Consider the following 23395-nt stretch of genomic DNA (forward strand, 5'->3'; position numbering starts at 1 on the left):
CCTGGCACTTGTCACTCCGCACCGACACGGAAGCTTAGTTCTGCACGGATACTGCTGCTTCCTCCACCTTTCCCGTCACCGCTCGTCGACGATATTCCGACGGTGTCATTCCTACCAGCTTCTTGAAAAAGCTGTTGAACGTTGCTTTGGTGTTAAAGCCACAGGCAAGCATGATCTCCATAATGGTCTGATGTGCACTGGCGGGGGCTGTCAGCTTGCCCTTGGCCTCCTCGATCCGATAATAATTCACGAATTCGAAGAAGTTGCGCTTGAAGTGACGGTTGATGGTGTTGGATACGGTGCGTCGCGGTAAATCCAGGCGGGATGAAAGTTGCTCCAGAGTCAGGGAGGGCTCCAGGAATGGTTTCTCTTTCAGCATATAAGAAGCAATTTTTGCTGCAATTGCAGAATCAACGGCAACCCTGATCTGCTCTTCCCGCTTATCCCCCGATTCATGCTCTGCACCGGGGTGCCCTGTCCCCTGCGGCGCCCGGCGCTCAACCCCTTCGAACATGGAGGAGTAGCTGAGACTGAAAAAGATCATCGCGCTGATCAGTAAAAACACCACATAATTACTGGTGAGCCCCATGATGCGGTAGTCCACATCCATCCCCAGGTGGACGGAGGCCATGATCGCCAGATTCAGGAATACCGCCCACCCGCGAATCACCAGGAACCCCACGATCAACACCTGTAGCCAGGTAAAGTCGATTTTCTCGATATTGGAGTAGCTGTCGCGGAGCTGGCGACGGGCGTTGCGGACTTCCAGCAGACACCAGACGCCGAAAGCGAAACGCAGAATCTCGCGCGTAAAGCCCAAACTGTGGGTTATCAGGGATTCCCCCAGCAGGCTGTAATCCTGCAGCATTCCGACGCGGGTGGTCTCGCCGAAACGGAAATAGACCGAGTAGGCATAGACCGCGTAAAGCAACACGGGGACCATAAACAGCAGATCCCCCCGGCGCAGGCGGTAATCCCGATAGATCAAAGAGCGTGTGTACCAGAGCAAGACCGGCCCCTCCAGCCAGTATGCGGATCCGAATACATAAAACAGGTTGGGCACCGTCTGCACTGCCCATTGGCGAAAGCCGGCACCGTAGCTGATCAGGGTATCCATGGGGATCATGGCCTGGGTAAGCAGGAACGCCGCAAGTAACAGGTTACTGGTACGTCTTTCCCGCCGTAACACCAGCAGCAACAGTGCAAATAACAAACACTGATAGCTGGTCATAAACAGCACCACGTCGTGAATATTGAACAACAGGATATCCATCCGTCGAACTACCCGATTTTTTCCGCCTTTGCTTCAGCCGGTTATTCTACCGCGTCTCCTGCTCTATAGACGGATCAATCCAGGCGAACGTCAGGGGGGAAAGGTCCCAGTTCTGTGCCACCCCCAAAATGGGCCCTGCCGCCAGCGAATAAAAATTCGCGACATACGGCGAATCTACGTACAACTTTAGGTTTGGTCGTAAAGCTGGACGACGAGACTCGCCGAAACAGAGACACTGCCAAACGGCCGGAGCGGTAACCTGCCTGAAATACCCATCTGCCCCAAACCCGCCAGCGGGCAACCGGGGCGTCTGGTTTTTTCGGGACACAGGGAGTGCTTTCGCCCAGGGTATCCGTCTCAGTGGTGGGTAGAGGGACAGGCTTCTTCCCTCTTACATAAGCCGGATTCCAGGAGCATCCGTTTATCCCTTTCTCGGGTGCTTCCTTTTGAATTTGCTGGCGGTCAGTTCCCCGGAAGCTGGCCCAGCAGCAGAACCACAAACAACAATAGAACGCCATCCCCGGGTACGAACGCCAAAACACAGGCGCCGGGGAAACAAGGAGTAATCATGTCTCTCATTAAGTCATTGGCAGCCGGTCTGCTGGCTGTCGGGCTCAGCGCCTGCGGCGATCCCAACAACTCTGAGCAAAACCAACCGGTCAGCGAACGGTCTGCGGATGCCGGTCAGGGCGCTGTCACCGATTCCGGCGGCATCAATGCCTGGCCGCAACTGGCACCCGCCCTGCCCAGGGATGAAGAGCTCGAAGCGCGTATTGCCGGCCTGCTGTCGCAAATGACACTGGAAGAGAAGGTCGGCCAGATGATTCAGGCAGAAATCAAGTACATCACCCCGGAGGAGGTGAAGCAGTATCACATCGGCTCCATCCTGAATGGCGGCGGTACTTTCCCCAACAACGACAAATTCGCCACCCCGGACGACTGGCGCCAGATGGCAGACGATTTCTTTGCCGCCTCCATGGACACCAGCGACGGCAAAGTGGCCATTCCCATTATCTGGGGCAGCGACGCGGTCCACGGACACAACAACGTGATCGGCGCAACCCTGTTCCCCCACAATATCGGTCTCGGCGCCACACGCGACCCGGAGTTGATCCGTCGTATCGGCGAAGCTACCGCGCGCGAAGTCGCTGTAACCGGTATCGACTGGACTTTCGCCCCAACCATCGCCGTCGTGCGCGACGACCGCTGGGGCCGCACCTTTGAGAGCTACTCGGAAGACCCGGAAATCGTCGCCGCCTACGCCCGCGAGATGATCAAGGGGATCCAGGGCGAAAAAAACAGTGATCAGTTCCTCGACGGCCGTCATCTGGTATCCGCCGCCAAACACTTTGTAGGCGACGGCGGTACCACACGCGGTATCGACCGCGGCGACACCCGGATCAGTGAGAAAGAACTGGCCGAGATCCATGCCGCCGGCTACTTTACCGCCTTGGAATCCGGTGTACAGACGGTGATGGCATCGTTCAACAGCTGGAACGGTAAACGCCTGCACGGTCACAAGTATCTGCTGACCGATGTGCTGAAAGAGCGCCTCGGCTTCGACGGCTTTGTGGTCGGAGACTGGAACGGCCACCGCTTTGTGGAAGGCTGCACCGTGGAGAGCTGTGCGGCTTCGGTGAACGCTGGCCTGGACATGTTTATGATCACGTCCGAATGGAAACCCCTGCTCAAGAACACCATTGCCCAGGTAAGAAGCGGCGAGATCCCCATGAGTCGGATCGACGATGCAGTAAGCCGTATTCTGCGGGTCAAAATCCGCGCGGGCCTGTTCGAACGCGACCGGCCGCTGGCGGGTAAGACCGGTATTCTGGGTAGCCCGGAGCACCGCGCCATCGCCCGAGAAGCGGTGCGCAAATCTCTGGTACTGCTGAAAAACAATGGTGGCCTGCTGCCGATAGACCCGCGCCAGAACATTCTTGTAGCCGGCGATGCTGCAGACAATATCGCCAAACAGAGCGGCGGCTGGACGATCTCCTGGCAGGGCACAGGCAATACCGCGGAAGACTTTCCCGGCGCTACCTCCATCTACACCGGGTTAAAAACTGCCGTGGAACAGGCCGGTGGCAATGTGGTGCTGAGCGAGAACGGCGACTACACCGCAGACACCTTCACCAATGGAGAAGCCCCGGATGTGGCGATTGTGGTCTACGGTGAAAACCCCTATGCAGAATGGCATGGCGACCTGGCCAGTATTGAGTATCAGCTGGGCAGCAAGGAAGACCAGGACCTGCTGAAAAAGCTCAAGGACCAGGGCATCCCCGTAGTCAGCGTGTTTATCTCCGGCCGGCCGCTGTGGGTGAACAAGGAAATGAACCTGTCCGACGCCTTTGTCGCCGCCTGGCTTCCGGGCTCCGAAGGTGCCGGGGTGGCGGACGTGATCCTGACCGATGCCGAGGGCAACAAGCAGTACGACTTCACCGGTCGACTCTCCTTCAGCTGGCCGGAACAGGTACACCAGACCGTGATCAATCGCCACGACGAAGGCTACGCGCCCCTGTTTGGCTACGGTTATGGCCTCACCTACAACGACAACACCCAGATCGCCAACAACCTCAACGAGAACGGCGAGTCCTATGTGGATGGCAAGCTGGAAGACGCCTGGCTGATGGTTTCCCGTCCGCGCGCGCCGTGGAAGCTGTTTATCGCCGACAGTGATCGCGATCCGCTGTGGGTCAGTGGCAACCTGGCGAAAAGCGACGATGAAAACATCACCGTGGCTTCCATCGATATGCTGTCCCAGGAAGATGCGCGCCAGATCACCTGGAAAGGCCTGCGCGCGGGCAGTGTTCTGCTGCAGAGTAAAAAGCCCCAGGACCTCACCCGCTACCTCGACGAGCACTCCGCCCTGACCCTGGATATCCGTGTCGACAACGAGCCCGACGCCCCGGTATCCCTGCAGATTGCCTGCGATGCAAATGCGGCCGATTGCGCCGGCAACCTGCCGCTGCAGCAACCGTTGACCGAACTGCCAACGGGCGAGTGGTCCGAAATATCCATCGACCTGCAGTGCTTCGCCGACGCAGACTTCAGCCAAGTCTCCAATGGCCTAGCCCTGCGCAGTGAAGGCGCGCTCTCGCTGGCGGTAGCCAATATCAAGTTCGTACCCGGTGCTGCAGAAAGTGCCGCCATCCGCTGCGAGGGGTAATACAGTCTGTGAAGGAAGTACTGACCAGAAAACAGGGCGTATTGGAGAGCGTGCTAGCCGGTCTGCTGATGGCGGGCCTGCTCTCCGGCAATGTCCAGCACGCGGGGGCGGCGGAATCACGTTCCGCCGCCCCTGAAACAGAAGCTTCGCACGAAGTGGAACCCGTTCAGCTGGTAAAAGGCCCCCTGTCCATTGCGGTATCACCACAATACGGGGGAAGAATTACCGGGTTGAGCCTGAACGGCAGGAATCTACTGACGCAAAATGCAACAGATGGCAACAACTTCGGTTCGACGTTCTGGTTAAGTCCGCAGAGCCTCTGGAACTGGCCACCAGTAGCCGCACACGATTCTGCCCCTTACCGCATCACCGCGCAGGATGCGCATACCCTCAGTATGCAAGGCCCGACCGGAGCTGGCGCGCGAGTGGGTAAATCCATCTCAATGCTGACCGGCAACCGCGCACGGGTGAAATACCGTATCGAGGCGGAACAGGACTTTGACGAGATCGCTGCCTGGGAAATCACGCGTGTACCCAGCCGCGGTCTCGCTTTTGCCCCGGTCGCAATGGACACAGTCCAGACCGTGCGTGGCAGTATGCAGTACCTGCAGGACGCCGCGGGCGTACTATGGCTACCCATGGACAACAGGGCACAACATAAAGAGGGGAAGATTATTGCCAATGGCAGCGAAGGCTGGCTCGCCTACGCCGTGGACGGCCTGTTGTACCTCAAGGTGTACCCGAAGATAGACGCAGAGGAAATGGCCACGGGCGAAGGTGATATCGAGTTGTACCTGAGTGGCGTCAAACCCTACCTGGAACTGGAAGTACAGAGTGCCGCACAGGCGCTGACACAGGGTGAGGTGCTGGACTGGTCGGTTGAGTGGCTACTGTTGCCCATTCCAGGCGATGTTGAGGTTCACAGTGGATCCCGGTCGCTACTGGACTTCGCCCGAGAACAGGTTTCAGCGCTGTAAACATAGAAAACGGGACATCTGTCACAATTTTGTCGGGGATGGTAAATTAGCGGGAGCTTTGCACGTCATCAGCAAAACCATACAGAATAAGGGGTGCCCATGGTTCAGCTCGTTGTCGACTCCGGTTGTGACCTTCCCGATGAAATTCTGCGCAAATACGCCATACCGGTCCTACCCCTCAGTGTGAGCCTGGGTAATGACACTTTCGGCGATCAGCGCAACCCTGCGCAGATGGCGCACTTCTATTCCCTTTCACTGGCAGACCGCAGCCACCAGATCAGCTCAGGCCCTGCGTCCGTAGAAGCGATCCAGGATGTCGTACAAAAATTGCTCGATCAGGGCGCAGATGACATCGTCATCCAGACCATTAATGGCAACAACAGCCCTACCCACGCCAATGCGCGTCTCGTAGCACAACTGCTCGGCAGTGATTCGGCAAAAGTTCACGCGGTAGATTCCCATACCCTTTTCGCCGGGCAGGGACTGCTGGCGCTATACACACTGTCACTGATTCAGCGAGGACTCACCGGCGAGCAGATCCAATCTCGCGCGGAAGAGTTTGGCCGCAAAGTCGTGGGCTACGCCGCGATAAAAGATGTGTTCTATCTCCGCGAGCGCGGACGGCAGAAAAATGAAAAAAGCGTGAGCTGGCTGAAGGCCGCGATGGCGCGCTCACTCGACCTGCATCCTATCCTTTCCATGGACTATCAGGGCTCATCGGTTGTAGATACCGTACGCGAATATGGGAATTGTTCCCAGCGACTTTTTGAGCTGGCCACGACCGCCATTCTAGAAGGCAAGCTCCAGATGCCCGCGGTGGTGGTGAGTATTGCAGGCCATGTGGATCAGCTGGAAAAAGTATCCGGTTTCGAGACATTTATCGAAGTCGCAAAACAGAATCAGGTTAAAGTTTTTCGGTCGGTAATGAGCCTGTCCGGGGGGATCAATCTGGGCCCCGGCACGGTATCTCTAGCGTTCGCCACCAAGTAATACCAAGTCATCAACAAATTCAAACCAATAGCCACTCTGGTTTCCAGATAGCCAGGGTGGTATGTGCGCCACCTACTCCCGTGCCGTCATCTGTTTCTTTTCTGATTCCGCCCCCTGACACACTGTTCTTCTCATGCCATGTAATTTTCGTTGAGAAAAGGTAATCACCTGCCAATTCTCTCCCCCAGCCTCACGTATCCACCGTCCATGCCTATATTTTCCAGACATTTGCAATATAAAGAACTATCTCTGCGCGAGTTCTGATTGAAACGTCGTCTGTTGCAGCTGCCGAAAGGAATTTCAATAAATTCGGTGGACTTGCACAGCGCGTTTTCCCCACGAAGGGAATGGCACGATCAATAGTTTCCCCCGGAAATACGCAGAAGAGTTTCGCAATGGAAGTGCGATAGGAATGATGAAAAGGAAGTTTCTGGACTACACACTGCTTGGTCTGATCTCAGGCATAGCGCCACCAATGGCGATTCAAGCCAAAGCAGAGCCGGTAACGCCCCCGTCACCGAGTGCCGCTCCGGCAGTACACAATTCTCCATCTTCCAATGACAATGTCGCGGTAATCCGTCCCCAATCGGAGGGCACCATATGGGCAACGGAAGATCCGCAGCTGGGCGTTCCGGAGCTTGCCATCAGCAGCCCCTCGGTTGTCGCTTTCGATGGCGGACGCATCACCGAGCCGGTGCGATTCATGGTGCGCAGCAACTACACCGCCTTCATCCATAAACTGGAAGTCAGTATCTATCGCCCCGGTGACAACGACCTGGTTGATCCCATCGCCATTGTTCCCGTACCGGTGGCGGCGGTCAGCGAGGGGTACTGGGACGGTGCCCTGCCACCTGACGTGCCGCTGCAACATGGCGATCAATTGATCTATGTGCTGCGCGCTTACGGACAGAACGATATTTACGATGAAACCTTCCCGCGCATGCTGCAGCTGGTACGCAGGGACGAAGCCCATCGTCACAGCCAGCAGATTCTCGACAGCGCCGATGGCAACCTGAAAAATCTACTCAACACAGACCAGGCGATGACGCAGAGCATGCTCAGCGAAGTGTTCTCGGAAACCGAACTACGCCTGCAGAACATTCCGGTCTATGGCGCCCGGGTACGCATTCAGGGACGAAATCTGCCCGCCGGAACCCTGTACATCAACGGCTACAGCTATCCGGTAGATCTGGAAAACAAATTTGCGGCAGAGTTCCTGATGCCCATCGGACAACATACATTCGATATTGATCTACAGGGAGAAGAAGGCACTCGCCGGCGGCAAATCACCGTCGATGTGACCGGTGAATACTTCTTTGGCGTCGCCATTGCCGATATCACGCTCTCGGAAAATGACATCAATGGTAACGACGCACTATTCATGGCGGATGAACGCTATGACGGCTACGCCGATGACGACATCCTCAAACAGGGGCGGTTGGCTTTCTACCTGAAAGGAAAAACCCGGGGGAAGTACCTGATTACCGCACAAATGGATACCACCGAGCGTCAGCTGGACGACCTGTTCAGCGACTTCGGGCAGGCCTACCCCAGAGATATTTTCCGGCGCCTGGACCCGGATTACTACTATCCCACCTACGGTGATGACTCCACCACCTACCGTGACGTCGACACTCAGGGGCGTTTCTATCTGCGCGCAGACTGGGACCAGAACCAGGCCCTGTGGGGCAACTTTGCCACGGGCATGACCGGCACCGATTACGCGCAGTATGTGCGCTCACTGTATGGAGCGGCGTTCACCTGGCGTTCGCGCAATATCAACTACTGGGGCGACCCGCTTACCGAACTGCGAGGATTCGGCTCCGAGGCTGAAACCGCGCCAGGACACAATGAATTTCTCGGCACTGGCGGCAGTCTCTATTACCTGAAAAACCAGGACATCCTGCCGGGGTCCGATAAAGTAGTACTGGAAATTCGCGACGTCACCACCGGGCGAGTAGAAAACCGGGTCAACCTGACCCGCGGGGTAGATTACGAAGTCGATGAAATCCAGGGGCGTATTATCCTCACCCGCGCACTGGCTCAGATCACCCGCCAGAATGTTCCCACCCTGACACGCGATGCACCACTGGACGGTTTTGAGCAACGTCTGATCGTGGACTACGAGTGGGTACCTTCCGAGTTTGACGACGACGAAATCACCAGCGGCGGTCGCGTCAAACAGTGGCTCAACAACTATTTCGCGGTCGGCGGCACCTACGTGGATGAGAACCGTGCCGGGGAAGACTACAACCTGAAGGCGGGGGATATCACCCTGCAAGCGGGACGGGGCACGTATGTGCGGATGGAATATTCCTCCACAGAGTCATTCAGCGCCCCCACTTACTATTCGGATAACGGTGGCTTTAACTTCGCGCCATTGAATACTCTCCAGGCCGCTACTGGTAACCACGAAGGGGACGGACAGCTAATAGAAGCGCGCGCCAATCTCCAGGAGCTTGGCGCAACGACACTACCGTGGGCCGTAGGCGGCTGGTGGCGGGAAATGGAGGCGGGCTTTTCAGTCAATCGCTACAGTCCGCTGATGAATACCACGGAACAGGGCGCGGAAATACTGGGCGATATATTCCCCAACTTGAACCTCTTTCTGCGCTACAGCGAGATTAAGCAAGGCGTGGACAGTTTTGAACAGGGCCAGGGCACACTGCGCTGGGGTATCGATGACTTCAATGCAGTCAGTGCTGAGCTCCGCCACGTCAATGAAGAGAGTCTCTTGAGCGACGGTGAAAGTAATCTCGCCGCACTTCAATATACACGGCGTATCGGCAGCACGCTGGAGGTCTATGGTCTCGGCCAGGTTTCATTCGACGAAAGCGAGGATTACGCTGAAAACAACCTGGTCGGCATTGGCGGGCGATACCTGCTCGGTAATTCGTCCTCTATCGGGGCGGAAGTCACCAATGGCGATCGCGGCACCGGTGCCACGGTCGATGCAGACTATCGCGTAAACGCCAATTATACGATTTACGCGGGCTACGCCTATTCAACCGACACCACAGAATTACCGATGACCTTTGATCCCCGACGCAATAGCGGCTGGACCTTTGGCCATCGCTGGCGGCTGTCCAACCAGGTAAACCTGTTCAACGAAAGTACCTATCTTAAAGAACCCAACCAGACAGGGCTCGCTCATACCGTGGGCCTGGATTTCTACCCTTCCGGCGGTTGGAATCTGGGGCTCTCGTTACAAAGTGGCGAACTGGTGGATATCTACGATGGCGAAGTCGACCGCCGGGCGGTCAGCCTGCAGGGTGGCCGGCGCACCCCCACCAGTGACTGGCAAAGCAAGATCGAGTGGCGGGAGGATACGGGTTTTGAACGGCGTAAGCAGTGGCTTACGACCAATCGCGTGAGTCACAAAATCAATGAGAGCTGGCGGATCGCAGGCCGTTTGAACTTTTCCGAAACAGATGACGAGATCTACCCGGAAGCCGGTGCCCAATTTGTGGAGAGTAATTTCGGTTTTGCCTGGCGTCCCTGGGCCAGCCCGACCTGGGGCCTGTTTGGCCGCATTACCTATTTGCGAGACCTGGCCACACTCGCACAGTGGGGGGGGAGCGAATACGACCAGAAAACCACCATTTTTTCCTTCGAAGGTGTATACAACCTCAGTCAGCAGTGGGAGTTTGCCGGCAAACTCGCCCGACGCGAGGGCGAATACCGCATGGGTCGCGGCAGCGGTGCCTGGTTTGATTCCGCCACCACCTTCAGTGCCATTCAGGCGCGCTATGACGTCGGCCTGTGTCACCTCACGTCAGAATACCGTTGGCTGGATGTCGATGACGGCGGCAATCGTCACGGCTACCTGTTGGGTGTAGACAGGGATGTCAGTGACCATTTCCGTGTTGGCGTAGGTTATAACTTTTCCGATTTCAGTGATGACCTTACCGATTACGATTATGACCACAAGGGCTGGTACCTGAACTTTGTCGGCTATTACTGATCGCGCCGGTTTGAGCCATTCCATTTGCCAAATCATTCTTCCACTGCCTACAAGACGCATGAAAAGATCTACCTAAAGCGACCCAATAAAGAAAATTTTTCTTGCTGGTTTATTACTGCGACACCGACGTCAGATTCAGCAAACTTGTATCTAGACTCAAACAAGCGACAAACTTCTGAATCTAATGGTGGGTAGTATGTACCGGTTGAGCACCACTTTACTGATCGCGGTTTCAAGCTTTTTGTTGAGCGCACTTTCCCACGCCGATGCAGACCTTGCCAAAAAACTCAGCAACCCCATTTCAGATCTGATCAGCGTACCCTTCCAGGGAAACTGGGACAATCGCGTCGGGCCCACCAAGGGCGGTCGCCGGTTCACGATGAATGTTCAGCCTGTTATTCCGGTAGGCATCAATGAGGACTGGAACCTGATCAGCCGGACCATCCTTCCGGTAATGAATCAGGAAAATATTTTCCCGGGCAGCGGTGATCAGACCGGGCTGGGAGACACCGTTCAGAGTGTTTTTTTCTCACCCAAGGAGGCTACCGCTGGCGGTGTCACCTGGGGTGTAGGTCCTGTTTTCCTCCTCCCGACCGGGACAGAGCCTTTACTGGGTACCGAAAAGTGGGGTGCAGGACCAACGGGCGTAGTGCTCAAACAGACAGGTCCCTGGACCGTCGGCAGCCTGGTAAACCATATCTGGTCTTTCGCGGGCAAAGACAGCCGCGCTGACGTCAACAGCACGTTTGTACAGCCTTTCCTGGCGTATAACACCCCGAATTCCTGGACATTTACCCTACAAACCGAATCCACCTACGACTGGGAAAAAGAACAGTGGAATGTTCCCGTCCATTTTCTGGTCGCCAAGGTATTTAAAGTGGGCAAGCAAACCTATCAGGTACAGGCTGGACCTCGCTATTACGCTGAGAGCCCGGACACCGGGGCACAGGATTGGGGGTTTCGCTTGAATTGGGTCATGTTGTTCCCGAAGTAAACCTGTCTTCGGCATTTCAGAAATACTTTAAAAGGCATCGTCATGAATGTTGCGCGCAGTTCCCTGAGATTGCTCCCGCTCACCGTCGCCGTATTGGTCGCCCCGGTTTCCCACGCTGGCGGCCTGATGCTGTGGGAGATCGGCACCCCGACGCTCGGTACCGCCGGCGCCGGGTGGGCGGCAACGCCGGAGGATGCCGCTACCGCGTTCACCAATCCCGCGGGTACCGTCTGGCGCAACCAGACACAGGTGCGCGTCGCCGCACAGGCACTCTATGGCGACGTCGGGTTCACTGACGATGGCCAGTCGAATGTCTCCGGTAATGACGGCGGCAATCCTATCCGATGGTTTCCCACTGCCGGCGCCTTTGCCGCGGGGAAAATTACCGAGAACATCGGTTGGGGCATGGCGATGGCGGGCAACTTCGGGCTCGGGCTCGACTACCACGATGACTGGAAAGGCCGCCGATTCGTACAGAATGTCGATCTGATCGGGATGAGCCTGCTGCCATCGCTCAGCTGGCAGGTCAATGATTGCCTGTCTGTGGGCATCGGCCTGAATGCCATGAGCACCTACTTCAGTTTTCAGTCAGCCCCGCGCGCTGGATTGATCGATGAGGATGCGTATTTACGCTATAAAGATCTGGATACCGGGTTTGGCGGCAACTTCGGCATTATCTATCGCCCGGTTTCCGGTACCACCATCGGTCTCAGCTACACCTCTGAAGTGGATCTGGAATTTAAAGACCGATTGAAGTTGCGAGATTTCGGGCCACTGTTTGATCGCGTTGTCGGTCAGCTGGATCAGACCCGCACCACGATCGACATGACAGTGCCGCAAACAGTTACCGCCAGCCTACAGCAGGAACTGCAGCCGGGCACGACGCTCTATGCCAATCTCGCCTGGCAGGACTGGTCTGAATTTGCCGGCGTTAGCCTGGCCCTGGACAATCCCAACCAGACCTCGGTATTTGTCAATCGCGGCTACCGGGATACCGGACATTTCGCCCTCGGTCTACGCCAGGAGTTCAAGCGCGGATTCCTGCAGGACTGGTACCTTTCTACCGGTATCGCCTACGACAGTGGTATGAGCGATGAAGTCACCATGACCGCCGACACCGTCACCAACAAGGCCTGGCAATTTGGTCTCGGCGCCGGTACTGAGCTCTGCCCGGGGCTACAACTTGATTTTGCATACAACCTCGGTTGGCTGGGCGATGTCGATATCGATCAGACCGGGCGCCCCCCGTTCAGCCCCCGCCTGGAAGGCACCTACAAGGACACCGCGCTGCACTTTTTCGGTGGCTCCATACAGTTTGGGTTCTGACGGGCCACTGGTTACTCAGATCTGCTCTTCAATAGGTAACCATGACAGGATTTTCGCAAGGACGCGTTGCCACCAGCGGGTTTCAGGTTCACACTCTGTCACTCGCTTTTGACCGTCCTCACTCTCCCAGTGCCAGCGGATCCGGTCTCCATCCAGCGCTAATTGCCAGGCTGTATCCGGTGCGGTCCATTCGTCAAACAGCCGGTTTAATTGCCGGTTGATCTCCGCATTTTCGATCAATACGCCCACCTCTGTATTCTGAATGATCGAGCGGCTATCCAGATTGATCGACCCGACAAATCCGCGATCCTCATCCAGCACAAATGTTTTCGCATGCAGGCTCGCGCGCGATTTTCCTTTGAACCAGTGCAGCCGCTGTTTCTGCTGTGCCACCGGGCGCAATTCCCACAAATGGACACCCGCCTGTAATAACGGCTTCCGGTAACGGGAATAAGCGCCGTGCACCGCAGCCACATCGTTAGTCGCCAGCGCATTGGTCAGGATATCCACCTGAACGTCATTTTGTTGCAGGGTGGAGAACAGATCGAGACCGGGCACGCCGGGAATCAGGTATGCATTAGTGATGCGCAGGCGTTGCTTACACTGCTTGAGCGTTTTCTCCAGCTTGTAGCCCGGGTAGTCACTGACAGGAACACTATCGCGGTCTATGGCTTTACGCGGTGGGTCCGCGAATAACACGCCCTTTCCCCATTGGAAGGGGACATCTCCGGCGATGAGCTTTTCCGCCAGGTCGGACTTTTCCAGCGCCCGACTGAACTCGGACTCCCGCTCGCCTTGCAGGTATACAGCGACGCGTTCGCGCAACTCATCGAGGGTACAGGTATCGTCATCAACCAGTGCCAATTTTGTAACCGGCACCGCCACTTCGCTATTCCAATAATCGTCGAATATCGACGACGCATCCGGTACCACGGCTCCCACCGCGATCATGTCGACATCGAGGAATTCGGTTTCTGCTTTGGAGAAATAGCCGTCGGCTACGTTGCGCCCGCCAGTAATCAATACATTACCGTCACAGACCAGCAGCTTGTTGTGCATCCGGTGGTTGATGCGGCCGAAATCCAACACCTGCTCGATGCCCCGTCGAATACCACTGCGCCCTTCGACCGGGTTGAACACCCGTATCTCCATATTCGGGTGGCGATCAATCGCCAGCACCCAGGGGTTGGTCACGCGGGTGCCCAGATCATCCACCAGCAGCCGTACCCGAACGCCGCGATCGGCGGCCTGTAACAACATTCCAGTGAGAATGCGGCCGGAGGCATCATCACTGTAGATGTAGTATTTGAGATCAAGGGAAACCGTGGCTTCTTCGATCATCACCGCGCGGGCGACAAACGCTGAAAGTCCATCGTGGACCAGATAAAAGCCCGACTGATCTTCGCCGCGCCCTTCAGTCTCCTTGTTCACACCCCGGGCGAGCCGGCTGCGCTCAGCGGGTTTTAGTGACCGCGCATCTTTGCTGGATGCCTTCATACTTGCTCACTGTTAATGCGCGAATTCGCGATTGAGGGAGGCGAGCAGTTGCAACAATTGCGGTTCCCCGGGAAAACGCAGCAACCCCTGCTCCAGTGCACGAATCGCGGCGTCTTTCTCGCCCGACGAATTCAGTGCTACGCCGTAAACATATACATAGCGCGGTGAAGTTGTTTCACTCCGTGCCGACTCGCGCAGGTAGTGCAGAGCCTCAGGCAGACGCTGCTGACGCACCAGGCTGAGACCAAGAGCGTGCTGCAGTGAGGTCTTGTCCTCACACTCAGCCATCCCCTGCCGCAATACCGCTGCGACCTCACGCTCGCGACCGCTAGCCCGGTAAAGATCGGCCAGATTGATATAGGCGGGCGTAAAGCCGGGATCAAGATGTATCGCATCCTGGAATGCCCGCTCAGAGCGCGCCAGATCACCCTGCTGCAAATACAGTCCAGCGAGGTTGACCAGCGACTCCGGGCGGTCGGCATTAAAGCTCTCAGACGCGACGTGGTTTTGCAGGGCGCGCTTCTGGCGCATCTGAACTTTCTCTGGAAACTGCCCCATCGGCGCGCCGGCGATGGAACTTGCCGCCAGCGACGCCGTGACCTTCTCATCTTCGTACAGCAACGGAATCGCCAGTGCCGGGCGAATGCGCTCCGGCAACTGTTCCAGCGATTGCGCAATGCCCAGATGCAACAGCGCCTCGTTCCCCTGGGCAATAACCTGCAGAGCCTGTGCACTGGCCTGGGACAGATAACGTGGCAGCATCGCAACTGCGGTCGCCCGCGCAATGTCCGGCTGACTTTCGTCCATTGCCAGGCTCATCAACTGCGTCTCGGCATCAGGCGCGCCGGTGCGACCGGCAAACAGCGCCTCGCCGTAGTGAGAATCGGGTTTACCAAACTTTTCTTCCAGTACCTGTGCCGCCCAGGTATCCGGCTGCTCGGTGTGGCAGCCGGTGCAGGCGTTGGGGGAGCCGATACTGATCGACAGATCGGGCCGCGGCACGCGGAAACTGTGATCGCGGCGTGCGTCCACCTGCATATAGACTTTGTCCGTCATATGACAGTTCACACATTGTGTGCCTTCGCTACCATCGGGATGCAGGTGGTGCTCAGCGGTATTGAACTTGTCCGGCAGATGACACTGGGCGCAAAGGTTATTGCCCTCCGCGCGGACCTCAAGCGTATGCGGATTGTGGCAGTTACTGCAGGTCACCCCGGCTGCGTGCATCTTGCTCTGCAGGAAGGAGCCGTAGACATACACTTCATCGTCGATCTGCCCATCTGCATGGTACAGGCCGGCCTGCAACAGCGACGGGTTGAAATGATCGAGAAACGGGTGATGTGGCCGCGCACCGGGAAAACTGGTGCTGCGGCGTGAATGACACTGGGCGCACACGGCAATCTCAGCCTGGGTTTGCACGCCACCCTGTATATGCGCAATGCCGGATTCGGTGTCCATCGCCCAGACTGCTTCCGTGCGATCCGCAAACGAAATGGCAAAACCCTTGTCTTCCTTGACTGCTCTTTGCTCTTCCACAAGCCCGGCCCAATCCACATGCTTGGCCCCCGGCCCATGGCAGGCCTCACACCCCACATTGATTTCCGACCAGGTGCTGGCAAAGGTCTTAGTGTCCGGCGAATAATTTTTCTGGAAATTGGTGGAGTGGCAGTCGGCACACATGAAGTTCCAATTCTGATTCAGCCCGGTCCAGTGCAGCGGGTCACCGGCTTTGACTTCTTCGTCTGGGTATAGGTGAAACCAGCGCTGACCGCCCTCCCCCTCAGGACGCGCATCCCACGAAATACTCAGAGCCTGCAGGCGTCCGCCGGGAAGTTCGATCAGGTACTGCTGCAGCGGATAGGTACCGAAGGTATAGGCGACGGGAAAATCCTGCAACTCTCCGTCGGCGCCGTCGGTGCGCACGAAATACTGTCCGTCGCGGCGAAAAAAGGTGGATTGGGTACCAAAGTAGGTAAAACCGGTATTGTCGAAATCGCCCCGCACAGTATCTGCCGCGGGCTCTTTCATCGCCAGGTCGTGATGGGAATTTTTCCAGGCGCGATACTCTGCCGCGTGGCATCCAGCGCAGGCCTCTGCCCCCAGATAACGATCTGTTTGCTGCACCCCCGAGGATTCGCCGGGTGTGACTTCTTCGGCAGCATTTGCGGCTGCGCTCGCGTGTTCCGGTACCGTCGTATTTCTGTCACATCCCGCCAGTACTAGCGCGAGCACCAGGGTTCTGAGAACTAAGCGCATGAACTCTCCGCAGAGCAAGTGCCAGCCGCTGCAGGGGTCTCAAACTGGCAGTTTATTATCGTTTCCTTGCCATTCCGCCTTTCCCGGTACCACGCACTGGAACAGGCAGTGGGTACCCAAACGTCCATACCCCGGCGCCTCAAGTAAAGTACATGACCCGCCATTCCGCAATGGACTACCGCCCCTACCCGCATCTCTTCAGGGGGGAGCCTTCGTCGCATATTCCGACGCGCGGCAGAAATCTGGGCTAGGGTGAATTCAGTGCCCCTAATTTTGCGCGCCACTCTCCGCTATTCAGTGTCGTTACCGGGAGAATTCCAGCCGATGAAACGCCTGCTACCCATTTTCGCCATTCACCTTCTCCTATTGCTCGCGACTGGCGCCGCCGCACAGAGCGATCCGCTGCCATCCTGGAATGACAGCGCATCCAAGCGTGCCATTGTGGATTTCGTCGGCAGCGTTACCAAAGAGGGCTCCCCCGACTATATTCCACCGAAGGAGCGCATCGCCACCTTCGACAACGACGGTACCCTCTGGTCGGAACAGCCGGCCTATTTCCAGGTGTTCTACCTGATCGATCAGGTAAAGAGAATGGCGCCTGAGCACCCCGAGTGGAAAACCCGTGAACCCTTTGCCTCTGTGTTAAAGGGCGATATGAAAGGTGTCGCGGCATCCGGTGAGAAGGGCTTGCTGGAAATGCTCGCCGCGACGCACTCGGGCATGACCAGCGAACAGTTCGCCGACAATGTGCGGCAGTGGCTGGCTACCGCCAGGCATCCCAAAACCGGTAAGCCGTTCAATCAAATGGTGTACCAACCGATGCTGGAGCTGCTGAACTATCTGCGCGCCAACGGTTTCAAGACGTTCATCGTGTCCGGTGGTGGAGTGGATTTCATGCGTGTATTCGCCGAGCAGACCTACGGCGTACCGCCGGAGCAGACCATCGGTAGCAGCCTCAAGGCGAAGTACGAAATGCGCGACGGTAAACCGGCTATCGTCAAACTGCCCGATATCAACCTGATCGACGACAAGGACGGAAAGCCGGTGGGCATTTATCAATACATCGGCCGCCACCCGGTATTTGCTGCCGGCAATTCCGATGGCGATTATCAGATGCTGGAGTGGACCACCAGTGGTGATGGCAAGCGCTTCGCTCTGCTTGTGCATCACACCGATGAAAAGCGGGAGTGGGCCTACGACCGGGACTCAACCTTTGGCAGACTCGACAAGGCACTCGACAATGCGAAAAAGAACGGGTGGTTGATAGTGGATATGAAAAATGATTGGAAGGTGATCCATCCGCAACAGTAACCGCAAGGTTTAAAAAGATCCCGCCACAAGGGTGGCGGGATTATTGTTACGTCCGTCAATTACCGGTAGGAAGCGGAATGGACACACCTTCTTCCTTGAGCGCCTCGCGAATGTATTTGAACCGCTCGTACTGTGTCAGGGTAATCGGCCCACTGTAGCCCTCACTCTGTAGCTTTCTCGGCGGATATTCCACATAGGTTTTCATCAGGTCACTGATCGACTTGTTGAAGACCACCAGTGTCCATGTGTGTTCCGTAAAATTGTTCATGAACACGTCATAGCGTTCCTGCGGGTCCTGCCACAGATCAAAAATCTGCGGCACCGTGGCCACATATTTCTGTGGACCTTTCCAACCGAGGTTGGTATCTACCGACAGCCCGCCGGTTTGCGCTCCGTCATCGCCTCGCAGGTTGAATACTGCTTTGTACTGGCCCACCCGCGCTGCACCGGGGGTCAACTCATCTTCAGTAAAGTAGAACCAGGAATTGCGCTGGCCTTTGCCGGTACCGAACAGAATTGGTGACATATCAATACTATCGAAGATAATCGGCGCACCGCCCCGGTCATCTTTCGGCAATTCGATTCCTGCAAGTGCCGCAAATGTCGCCATCAGGTCCAGACCGCCGACAATGTCGTGGTTGCGCACGCCCGGCGCAATTTTGCCCGGCCACATCGCTATCGCCGGAACCCGATTGCCGCCCTCTCGCACAGTACCCTTGGTGCCGCGTAACGGCGTATAACCGGCATCGGGATAAACATCCTGCCAGGCACCGTTGTCGGTGGTATAAAACACCAAGGTATTTTTATCCAGACCCAGTTCGCGCAATTTGTTCATCAGATTGCCGATATGAGTATCCAACTCGACCATGGAATCGGCGTACCTGGTTTTCGACAGGGACTTGTGCTGAAATTCCGGTGCAGGCAGGTTCGGTTGATGGACTTTCATGAAGTTGACATTGATAAAAAATGGCTGATCGGGGTGTTTGGCCGCCTCCTCAAGGAATTTTATTCCAGAGCGCTCGATATAATTGTCGAGATACGGCAAGCCGACGACCCCGTCCTGTGGCGTGTTGACATACTGGCCGTTCACTTTCCAATCTTCACGGGGTTTTTCACCGGCATTGCCGGACATGGAACCCTTGGTAACGCTGTCAAACATTTTGCGTAGTTCCGGGTCCATCTCCGGGAACCACTCGGGGTCGCCGTAGGTATAGGCATTGGCGTGATACAGGAATGCGTGCTCCATGACGTCATAACCCTGGGCATTGGGGAGTGCGTAATCCGACTCGCCTAAGTGCCATTTGCCAGTGAAGTAGGTTTTATAACCCGCTTTTTTCAGAACCGATCCGAGGGTCCACTCCTCTTTCGGCAGGCCGCCGCCCTGCCCCTGGAACGCGACCGTGGTCATACCGCTACGGTTGGGAATACGCCCGGTCTGTATCGCTGCGCGCCCGGGGGTACAGCTGGGCTGAGCATAGAATGAAAAGAAGGTCATACCTTCGTCGGCCAGGCGATCAATATTCGGTGTCGGCATACCGCGCCCGGCGCCTCCACCATAGGGACCGAGGTCACCGAAACCGGTGTCGTCGGACACGATCAGCAGGATATTAGGCTTGGTGCCCGCGGGGTTGGTAGCCGTGGCCGCCGGCTCCTGCGGACGGGGATTCTGAGGAGCTCCTTGCGGTTGCGTCGTGGCCGGAGGGACATTCATATCCTCTTGCTGGGCAGCGGCTTCAGCCTGCTTGACGCCCGGCAACTTGGCCTGAGTAGAATTATGCAGATCCTCATCGCCGCATCCCGAGAGAGCAAACAGCAGGACCAACCCGCCGAACTGGAAACGCATATGTACCTCACAGTAAAAATAGAGAGCAACAGGTTCAACGATAGGAAAGGAATCACGACGTCGAGGTAAACTCAGCGCCTAAATTTACGGGCTGTGCCAGGGGGGGCTGGAAGATACTCGTTCGCGATACACAATAAGTACTTTCTTGTCCCTCTCTTCATTGAACCGCATCTTGTCGCCATGGGCCCAGCTCGGCGTTGAGAAAGCTTGAAATAGAACCACTATTTCTGCACATCCTTGCCTTGGGAGTTTTGGCTGTGCTCCTTTGTTACCAGGTTATCAAACTTCGCATGGGCCATTAGCAGGCTGAAGTATCCTCGGTTACAGGTCGTGCCGGTTGCACGCGGCTGAGACCGGGATAGAAGTTCAGCACGCCATCTACCACCGGCGCTTCCAGCATCAGCTTTTTATCGCGCTCGTAGTCGTTCAGCAGCCGCCATGGATAGCGGGTTCCCTGGCGGGGGAGAATTCCATCGGCGCGCTGTACGTACCCTGATTGCAGGGCCGCCATCACCGATTCATCGGCTACGCAGCCTTCACGATCGATGGGCAGAAACACGCCCTGCCCACTCTCCGTCAGGTGATTCAGCAAACGACAGATATAACCGGCCGACAGGTCTGACTTCAGCGTCCAGGCGGCGTTGGTGTATCCGAACACCCAGGCCATATTCGGCACGCCCTCCATCAATACCCCTTTATAGGTAAGGCGATTACGCATATCCACCCGCTGTCCGTCCACGGTCAGTGTCATACCGCCAAGGAGCTGCAACTTTAACCCCGTGGCGGTCACCACGATATCCGCAGACAGCTCGGTGCCGGATTTGAGTCGAACGCCCTTCGCGGTAAAAGTTTCGACTTCGTCGGTGACTACAGAGGCTCGGCCTGACCTGACCGCCTCGAACAGGTCGCCATCGGGCACCGCACACAGGCGCTGGTCCCAGGGATTATAACTGGGGGTAAAGTGACGCATATCCGCACTGCCCGCCAGCGCTTTTTTAACCCCGCGCAGCATCAGACGGCGCATCAGCCCTGGCCAGCGTTTAGAGAGTCTGAACAGACCCCGATGTAGCATCAGATTGCGGCGCCTGGCAAAGCGGTATACCCAATGCGCGGGCAGTACTCTGTTCAGCAACCCCAAAAAACGGTCCCGCCTGGGCATGGAAAGAATATAGGTCGGAGAGCGCTGCAACATGGTGACCTGTGCCGCCTGCTCCGCCAGTGCCGGCACCAAGGTCACCGCGGTGGCACCGCTCCCGATCACCAGGATGTTCTTATCTTGGTAATCCAGGTTTTCCGGCCAGTGCTGGGGATGCACTATCTGACCAGAGAATTGTTCAACGTCGGGAAGGTCGGGCTCATGTCCCTGCGAATAGTCATAGTAACCAGTACAGGAAATCAGCACGGAACAGGTGTAAGTCACCTCTTTTCCTTCCCGCACGCCGCGCAGTACCCATTGTTGCTCGCCACTCCGCCAGTCGGCAGAGTTGAGATCCACACCGAAATGAATATGGTCGGTCACACGGTATTCTTCCGCAGTATCCCGCAAGTATTTGCGAATCGATGGGCCGTCCGCCAATACCTGATCCCCACCCCAGGGACGGAAACTGAAACCGAAAGTGAACATGTCGGAATCCGAACGGATACCGGGATAACGGAACAGATCCCAAGTGCCGCCGATACACGCACGACGCTCGAGAATAGCGAACTGCCGATCTGGGCAGTGCTGTTTCAGGTGGCAGGCGGTGCCGATGCCGGAGAGGCCGGCACCAATAATGAGGGTCTCGAAGTGCTGTGACTGCATAATTCGTCTCACTGGCAATTTCAGTGCCCATTACCCTTGCAAAGTATCAGGCATGAGTTCAGGGAACATTTGTTATTGTGCCGGCCAGCATACCACGCCAAAGCGGGTTACCTCGGATCGCGCCGCCAGCGTATGCGGGTTGTGGCAGTTAATGTAGTTCACCCCGGTGAGGTGCGTTCTACTCTGGGAACGCCCGAGGGAAAAGCGGTGCGGCGACAGGACTGGCATATAGCTGAGTCCAACGCCATTCAGGCTTGGATCTGCTAGCGTTACTTTGAACCAACTAGAACACGGGAAAACCATGGCCCAGGGATCTAAAAAGGCTGTCATTTACGCCATCTGCGTCAACGCCATTATTACCGTATTGAAAGGCTTTGCCGCACTCGTAACACATTCTGCCGCAATGATGAACGAGGCTGTCCACAGCCTGATGGATACGCTAAACCAGGTCTTCCTGCTCATCGGGCTGAAACGCGGCGGCCTGCCGGCTGATCATCAGTATGCCTTTGGCCACGGCCAGAAAAAATATCTCTGGAATCTCTGGAGTGCCATTGGCCTGTTTTCCATTGGCTGCGGTCTCGGCCTCGCCCATGCCTGGCACGCCTGGCGTAATCTTGGACACACCCCGCTGCCAGACACGGTGACGGTATTGGGGTTTGAGATAGCACCAATCTGGATTTCCGGGGCGGTGCTGATAATTGCATTTGTACTGGAGGGCTATGTGCTGCTGGTGGCGGGGCGGGAATTTTTATCCCGCATGCGCGCAGAGGGCAAGCGCAACCCTTTCCGTTATCTGGCGGATGCAGACGATCCCACCCTGATTGCTGTCTTACTGGAGGACAGTATTGCAGTTACCGGCGTGATTCTCGCCGCTACCGGTATCGGCATGACCCAGATAACCGGCAACCCCCGATGGGATATCGGCTTTTCGGTACTGATTGCCCTCATGCTCGGATTTACCGCCATATTTCTCGGTCGAGTGAATATCCGCTACCTCACCAGTATCCGGGATCGGGATGCAGAGCGGGCGTTTCAGGATCTGATACAGAAACGTCCGGAGATCGAGCAATACCACGATCTGCGCTCGGTTATCGTTGACGAGACCCATACGGTGATCGTGGCGGAAATCGAGTTAAGGGAGGAAGTGTTGATGCGCAATATGCGCGAACGTATTGAGGCGCACGAGAAGTCACTGTTGGAACGGGTACCAGAACACCGGCGCACTGAGGCCGTGGTGGAATATGCAGAAACCCGCGCAACCATTCAGGCGACGCTGGAGGCAACAGAGGGCGTTATCGATTCACTGGAAGCGGAACTCAAGATGCGATGCCCGCAGGTTTCCCACCTGACACTTGAAATTGAAGGCATCGCCGAGCCATCCAAACTGGACGACCCGGGGCAGCTGGAATCGAGCGTGTGACAGAGGGGTTCAGCACAGCCGACAGGCACTATTTGGGCGGCAGTGAACCGGCAAACTCAACGCCCCGGCTTACCCAGCCATTCAGGTCTTCCGCAATTGCATCCTCTTCCACATAGACCATACCCTTCAGGGGTCTGCCGGTGTAATCCATGGGCCGGGTATAACGCTCGCTCAATGCGTCGTCATAGTTCTCCGGGCCGACCCGCACCATCAGCTCTTCGCCGACCACACCACAGGCCATATTGCCGTTTAGCATGAAGGCCAGGCCACCAAACATCTGCTTTTCGCTCAGGCCATCATTCTGCCCCAGCAGCTTGCGGACCTGTTGCGCCAGCGTCTCGTTGTATCCCATAGCAATCTCCTTGCTGTTTATTGCTGTGAAGAGAATTCGTGTCTTGCAGCATCCAAAAACCCGGGCACAGGTATACAGTGGGCGGCTTTGTCATTGGAGGGAGGTGGCGCACCGGGGAGCTGGGTGACAATAAACCGGTGATAACCCCTTGCTCGCGGTCCTCGCCGAGAAATGCGGTACGGAACAGATTCAGCAAGAATTGCAGGCGATTCACCATGTGTGAAA

At 56.6% G+C, this 23395-nt stretch carries 14 protein-coding genes; 8 read left to right on the plus strand and 6 right to left on the minus strand.

Features of this window, described 5'->3' with window-relative positions:
- Positions 1–34: 34 nt before the first annotated feature.
- A complete protein-coding gene (locus LPW13_RS09445) occupies positions 35–1273 on the minus strand; it encodes a helix-turn-helix domain-containing protein (RefSeq protein WP_230434883.1) in 1239 nt (412 codons plus the stop codon).
- Between the two features lie 568 nt (positions 1274–1841).
- Here LPW13_RS09445 and LPW13_RS09450 point away from each other — a divergent pair.
- The 6 genes from LPW13_RS09450 to LPW13_RS09475 all read left to right on the plus strand — a co-directional run bounded on the left by LPW13_RS09450 (position 1842) and on the right by LPW13_RS09475 (position 12690).
- Positions 1842–4439 carry a glycoside hydrolase family 3 protein gene (locus LPW13_RS09450; protein ID WP_230434884.1) on the plus strand — a complete coding sequence of 866 codons (2598 nt, stop codon included), beginning with the start codon at positions 1842–1844 and terminating at the stop codon, positions 4437–4439.
- 8 nt (positions 4440–4447) lie between these two features.
- Entirely contained in the window at positions 4448–5416 is a 969-nt protein-coding gene (locus LPW13_RS09455) for a DUF4380 domain-containing protein (protein ID WP_230434886.1), read from the plus strand.
- Between the two features lie 99 nt (positions 5417–5515).
- Positions 5516–6406, plus strand: a complete 891-nt coding sequence (locus LPW13_RS09460) for a DegV family protein (protein ID WP_230434888.1) — start codon at positions 5516–5518, stop codon at positions 6404–6406.
- 412 nt (positions 6407–6818) lie between these two features.
- Entirely contained in the window at positions 6819–10370 is a 3552-nt protein-coding gene (locus LPW13_RS09465; RefSeq protein ID WP_230434890.1) for a hypothetical protein, read from the plus strand.
- Positions 10371–10566: 196 nt separating this feature from the next.
- Positions 10567–11364: a transporter gene (locus LPW13_RS09470; RefSeq protein WP_230434892.1), complete on the plus strand. Its 798-nt coding sequence runs from the start codon at positions 10567–10569 to the stop codon at positions 11362–11364.
- Positions 11365–11406: 42 nt separating this feature from the next.
- Positions 11407–12690 (plus strand): OmpP1/FadL family transporter, encoded by a 1284-nt coding sequence (locus tag LPW13_RS09475; RefSeq protein ID WP_230434894.1) that lies wholly within the window; start codon positions 11407–11409, stop codon positions 12688–12690.
- 15 nt (positions 12691–12705) lie between these two features.
- On the opposite strand, the gene LPW13_RS09480 is transcribed toward LPW13_RS09475, so the two are convergent.
- Both LPW13_RS09480 and LPW13_RS09485 read right to left on the minus strand, forming a co-directional pair.
- Entirely contained in the window at positions 12706–14187 is a 1482-nt protein-coding gene (locus LPW13_RS09480) for a phospholipase D family protein (protein WP_230434896.1), read from the minus strand.
- A 12-nt stretch (positions 14188–14199) separates the two neighbouring features.
- A complete protein-coding gene (locus LPW13_RS09485; protein ID WP_230434898.1) occupies positions 14200–16443 on the minus strand; it encodes a tetratricopeptide repeat protein in 2244 nt (747 codons plus the stop codon).
- A gap of 324 nt (positions 16444–16767) precedes the next feature.
- Here LPW13_RS09485 and LPW13_RS09490 point away from each other — a divergent pair, with 324 nt between their 5' ends.
- Positions 16768–17754, plus strand: a complete 987-nt coding sequence (locus tag LPW13_RS09490; RefSeq protein ID WP_230434900.1) for an HAD family hydrolase — start codon at positions 16768–16770, stop codon at positions 17752–17754.
- A gap of 55 nt (positions 17755–17809) precedes the next feature.
- On the opposite strand, the gene LPW13_RS09495 is transcribed toward LPW13_RS09490, so the two are convergent.
- Positions 17810–19597 carry an arylsulfatase gene (locus tag LPW13_RS09495; protein WP_230434901.1) on the minus strand — a complete coding sequence of 596 codons (1788 nt, stop codon included), beginning with the start codon at positions 19595–19597 and terminating at the stop codon, positions 17810–17812.
- A gap of 298 nt (positions 19598–19895) precedes the next feature.
- Complete coding sequence (locus LPW13_RS09500) at positions 19896–21398, minus strand: flavin-containing monooxygenase (RefSeq protein WP_230434903.1); 1503 nt, start codon at positions 21396–21398, stop codon at positions 19896–19898.
- Between the two features lie 301 nt (positions 21399–21699).
- Between LPW13_RS09500 and LPW13_RS09505 the strand changes: the two genes are divergently transcribed.
- On the plus strand, positions 21700–22818 hold the full coding sequence (locus LPW13_RS09505; RefSeq protein WP_230434905.1) for a cation diffusion facilitator family transporter: 1119 nt from the start codon (positions 21700–21702) through the stop codon (positions 22816–22818).
- 28 nt (positions 22819–22846) lie between these two features.
- On the opposite strand, the gene LPW13_RS09510 is transcribed toward LPW13_RS09505, so the two are convergent.
- A complete protein-coding gene (locus LPW13_RS09510; RefSeq protein WP_230434906.1) occupies positions 22847–23170 on the minus strand; it encodes a TfoX/Sxy family protein in 324 nt (107 codons plus the stop codon).
- Positions 23171–23395: the final 225 nt, after the last annotated feature.

The organism is Microbulbifer celer, from assembly GCF_020991125.1.
Taxonomy (GTDB): domain Bacteria; phylum Pseudomonadota; class Gammaproteobacteria; order Pseudomonadales; family Cellvibrionaceae; genus Microbulbifer; species Microbulbifer celer.

Excerpts from the sequence above, each read along its gene's own strand:
- LPW13_RS09445 (WP_230434883.1), bottom strand. The coding sequence starts at position 1,273 with ATGGATATCCTGTTGTTCAATATTCACGACGTGGTGCTGTTTATGACC.
- LPW13_RS09450 (WP_230434884.1), top strand. The coding sequence starts at position 1,842 with ATGTCTCTCATTAAGTCATTGGCAGCCGGTCTGCTGGCTGTCGGGCTC.
- LPW13_RS09460 (WP_230434888.1), top strand. The coding sequence starts at position 5,516 with ATGGTTCAGCTCGTTGTCGACTCCGGTTGTGACCTTCCCGATGAAATT.
- LPW13_RS09465 (WP_230434890.1), top strand. The coding sequence starts at position 6,819 with ATGATGAAAAGGAAGTTTCTGGACTACACACTGCTTGGTCTGATCTCA.
- LPW13_RS09470 (WP_230434892.1), top strand. The coding sequence starts at position 10,567 with ATGTACCGGTTGAGCACCACTTTACTGATCGCGGTTTCAAGCTTTTTG.
- LPW13_RS09475 (WP_230434894.1), top strand. The coding sequence starts at position 11,407 with ATGAATGTTGCGCGCAGTTCCCTGAGATTGCTCCCGCTCACCGTCGCC.
- LPW13_RS09480 (WP_230434896.1), bottom strand. The coding sequence starts at position 14,187 with ATGAAGGCATCCAGCAAAGATGCGCGGTCACTAAAACCCGCTGAGCGC.
- LPW13_RS09485 (WP_230434898.1), bottom strand. The coding sequence starts at position 16,443 with ATGCGCTTAGTTCTCAGAACCCTGGTGCTCGCGCTAGTACTGGCGGGA.
- LPW13_RS09490 (WP_230434900.1), top strand. The coding sequence starts at position 16,768 with ATGAAACGCCTGCTACCCATTTTCGCCATTCACCTTCTCCTATTGCTC.
- LPW13_RS09495 (WP_230434901.1), bottom strand. The coding sequence starts at position 19,597 with ATGCGTTTCCAGTTCGGCGGGTTGGTCCTGCTGTTTGCTCTCTCGGGA.
- LPW13_RS09500 (WP_230434903.1), bottom strand. The coding sequence starts at position 21,398 with ATGCAGTCACAGCACTTCGAGACCCTCATTATTGGTGCCGGCCTCTCC.
- LPW13_RS09505 (WP_230434905.1), top strand. The coding sequence starts at position 21,700 with ATGGCCCAGGGATCTAAAAAGGCTGTCATTTACGCCATCTGCGTCAAC.
- LPW13_RS09510 (WP_230434906.1), bottom strand. The coding sequence starts at position 23,170 with ATGGGATACAACGAGACGCTGGCGCAACAGGTCCGCAAGCTGCTGGGG.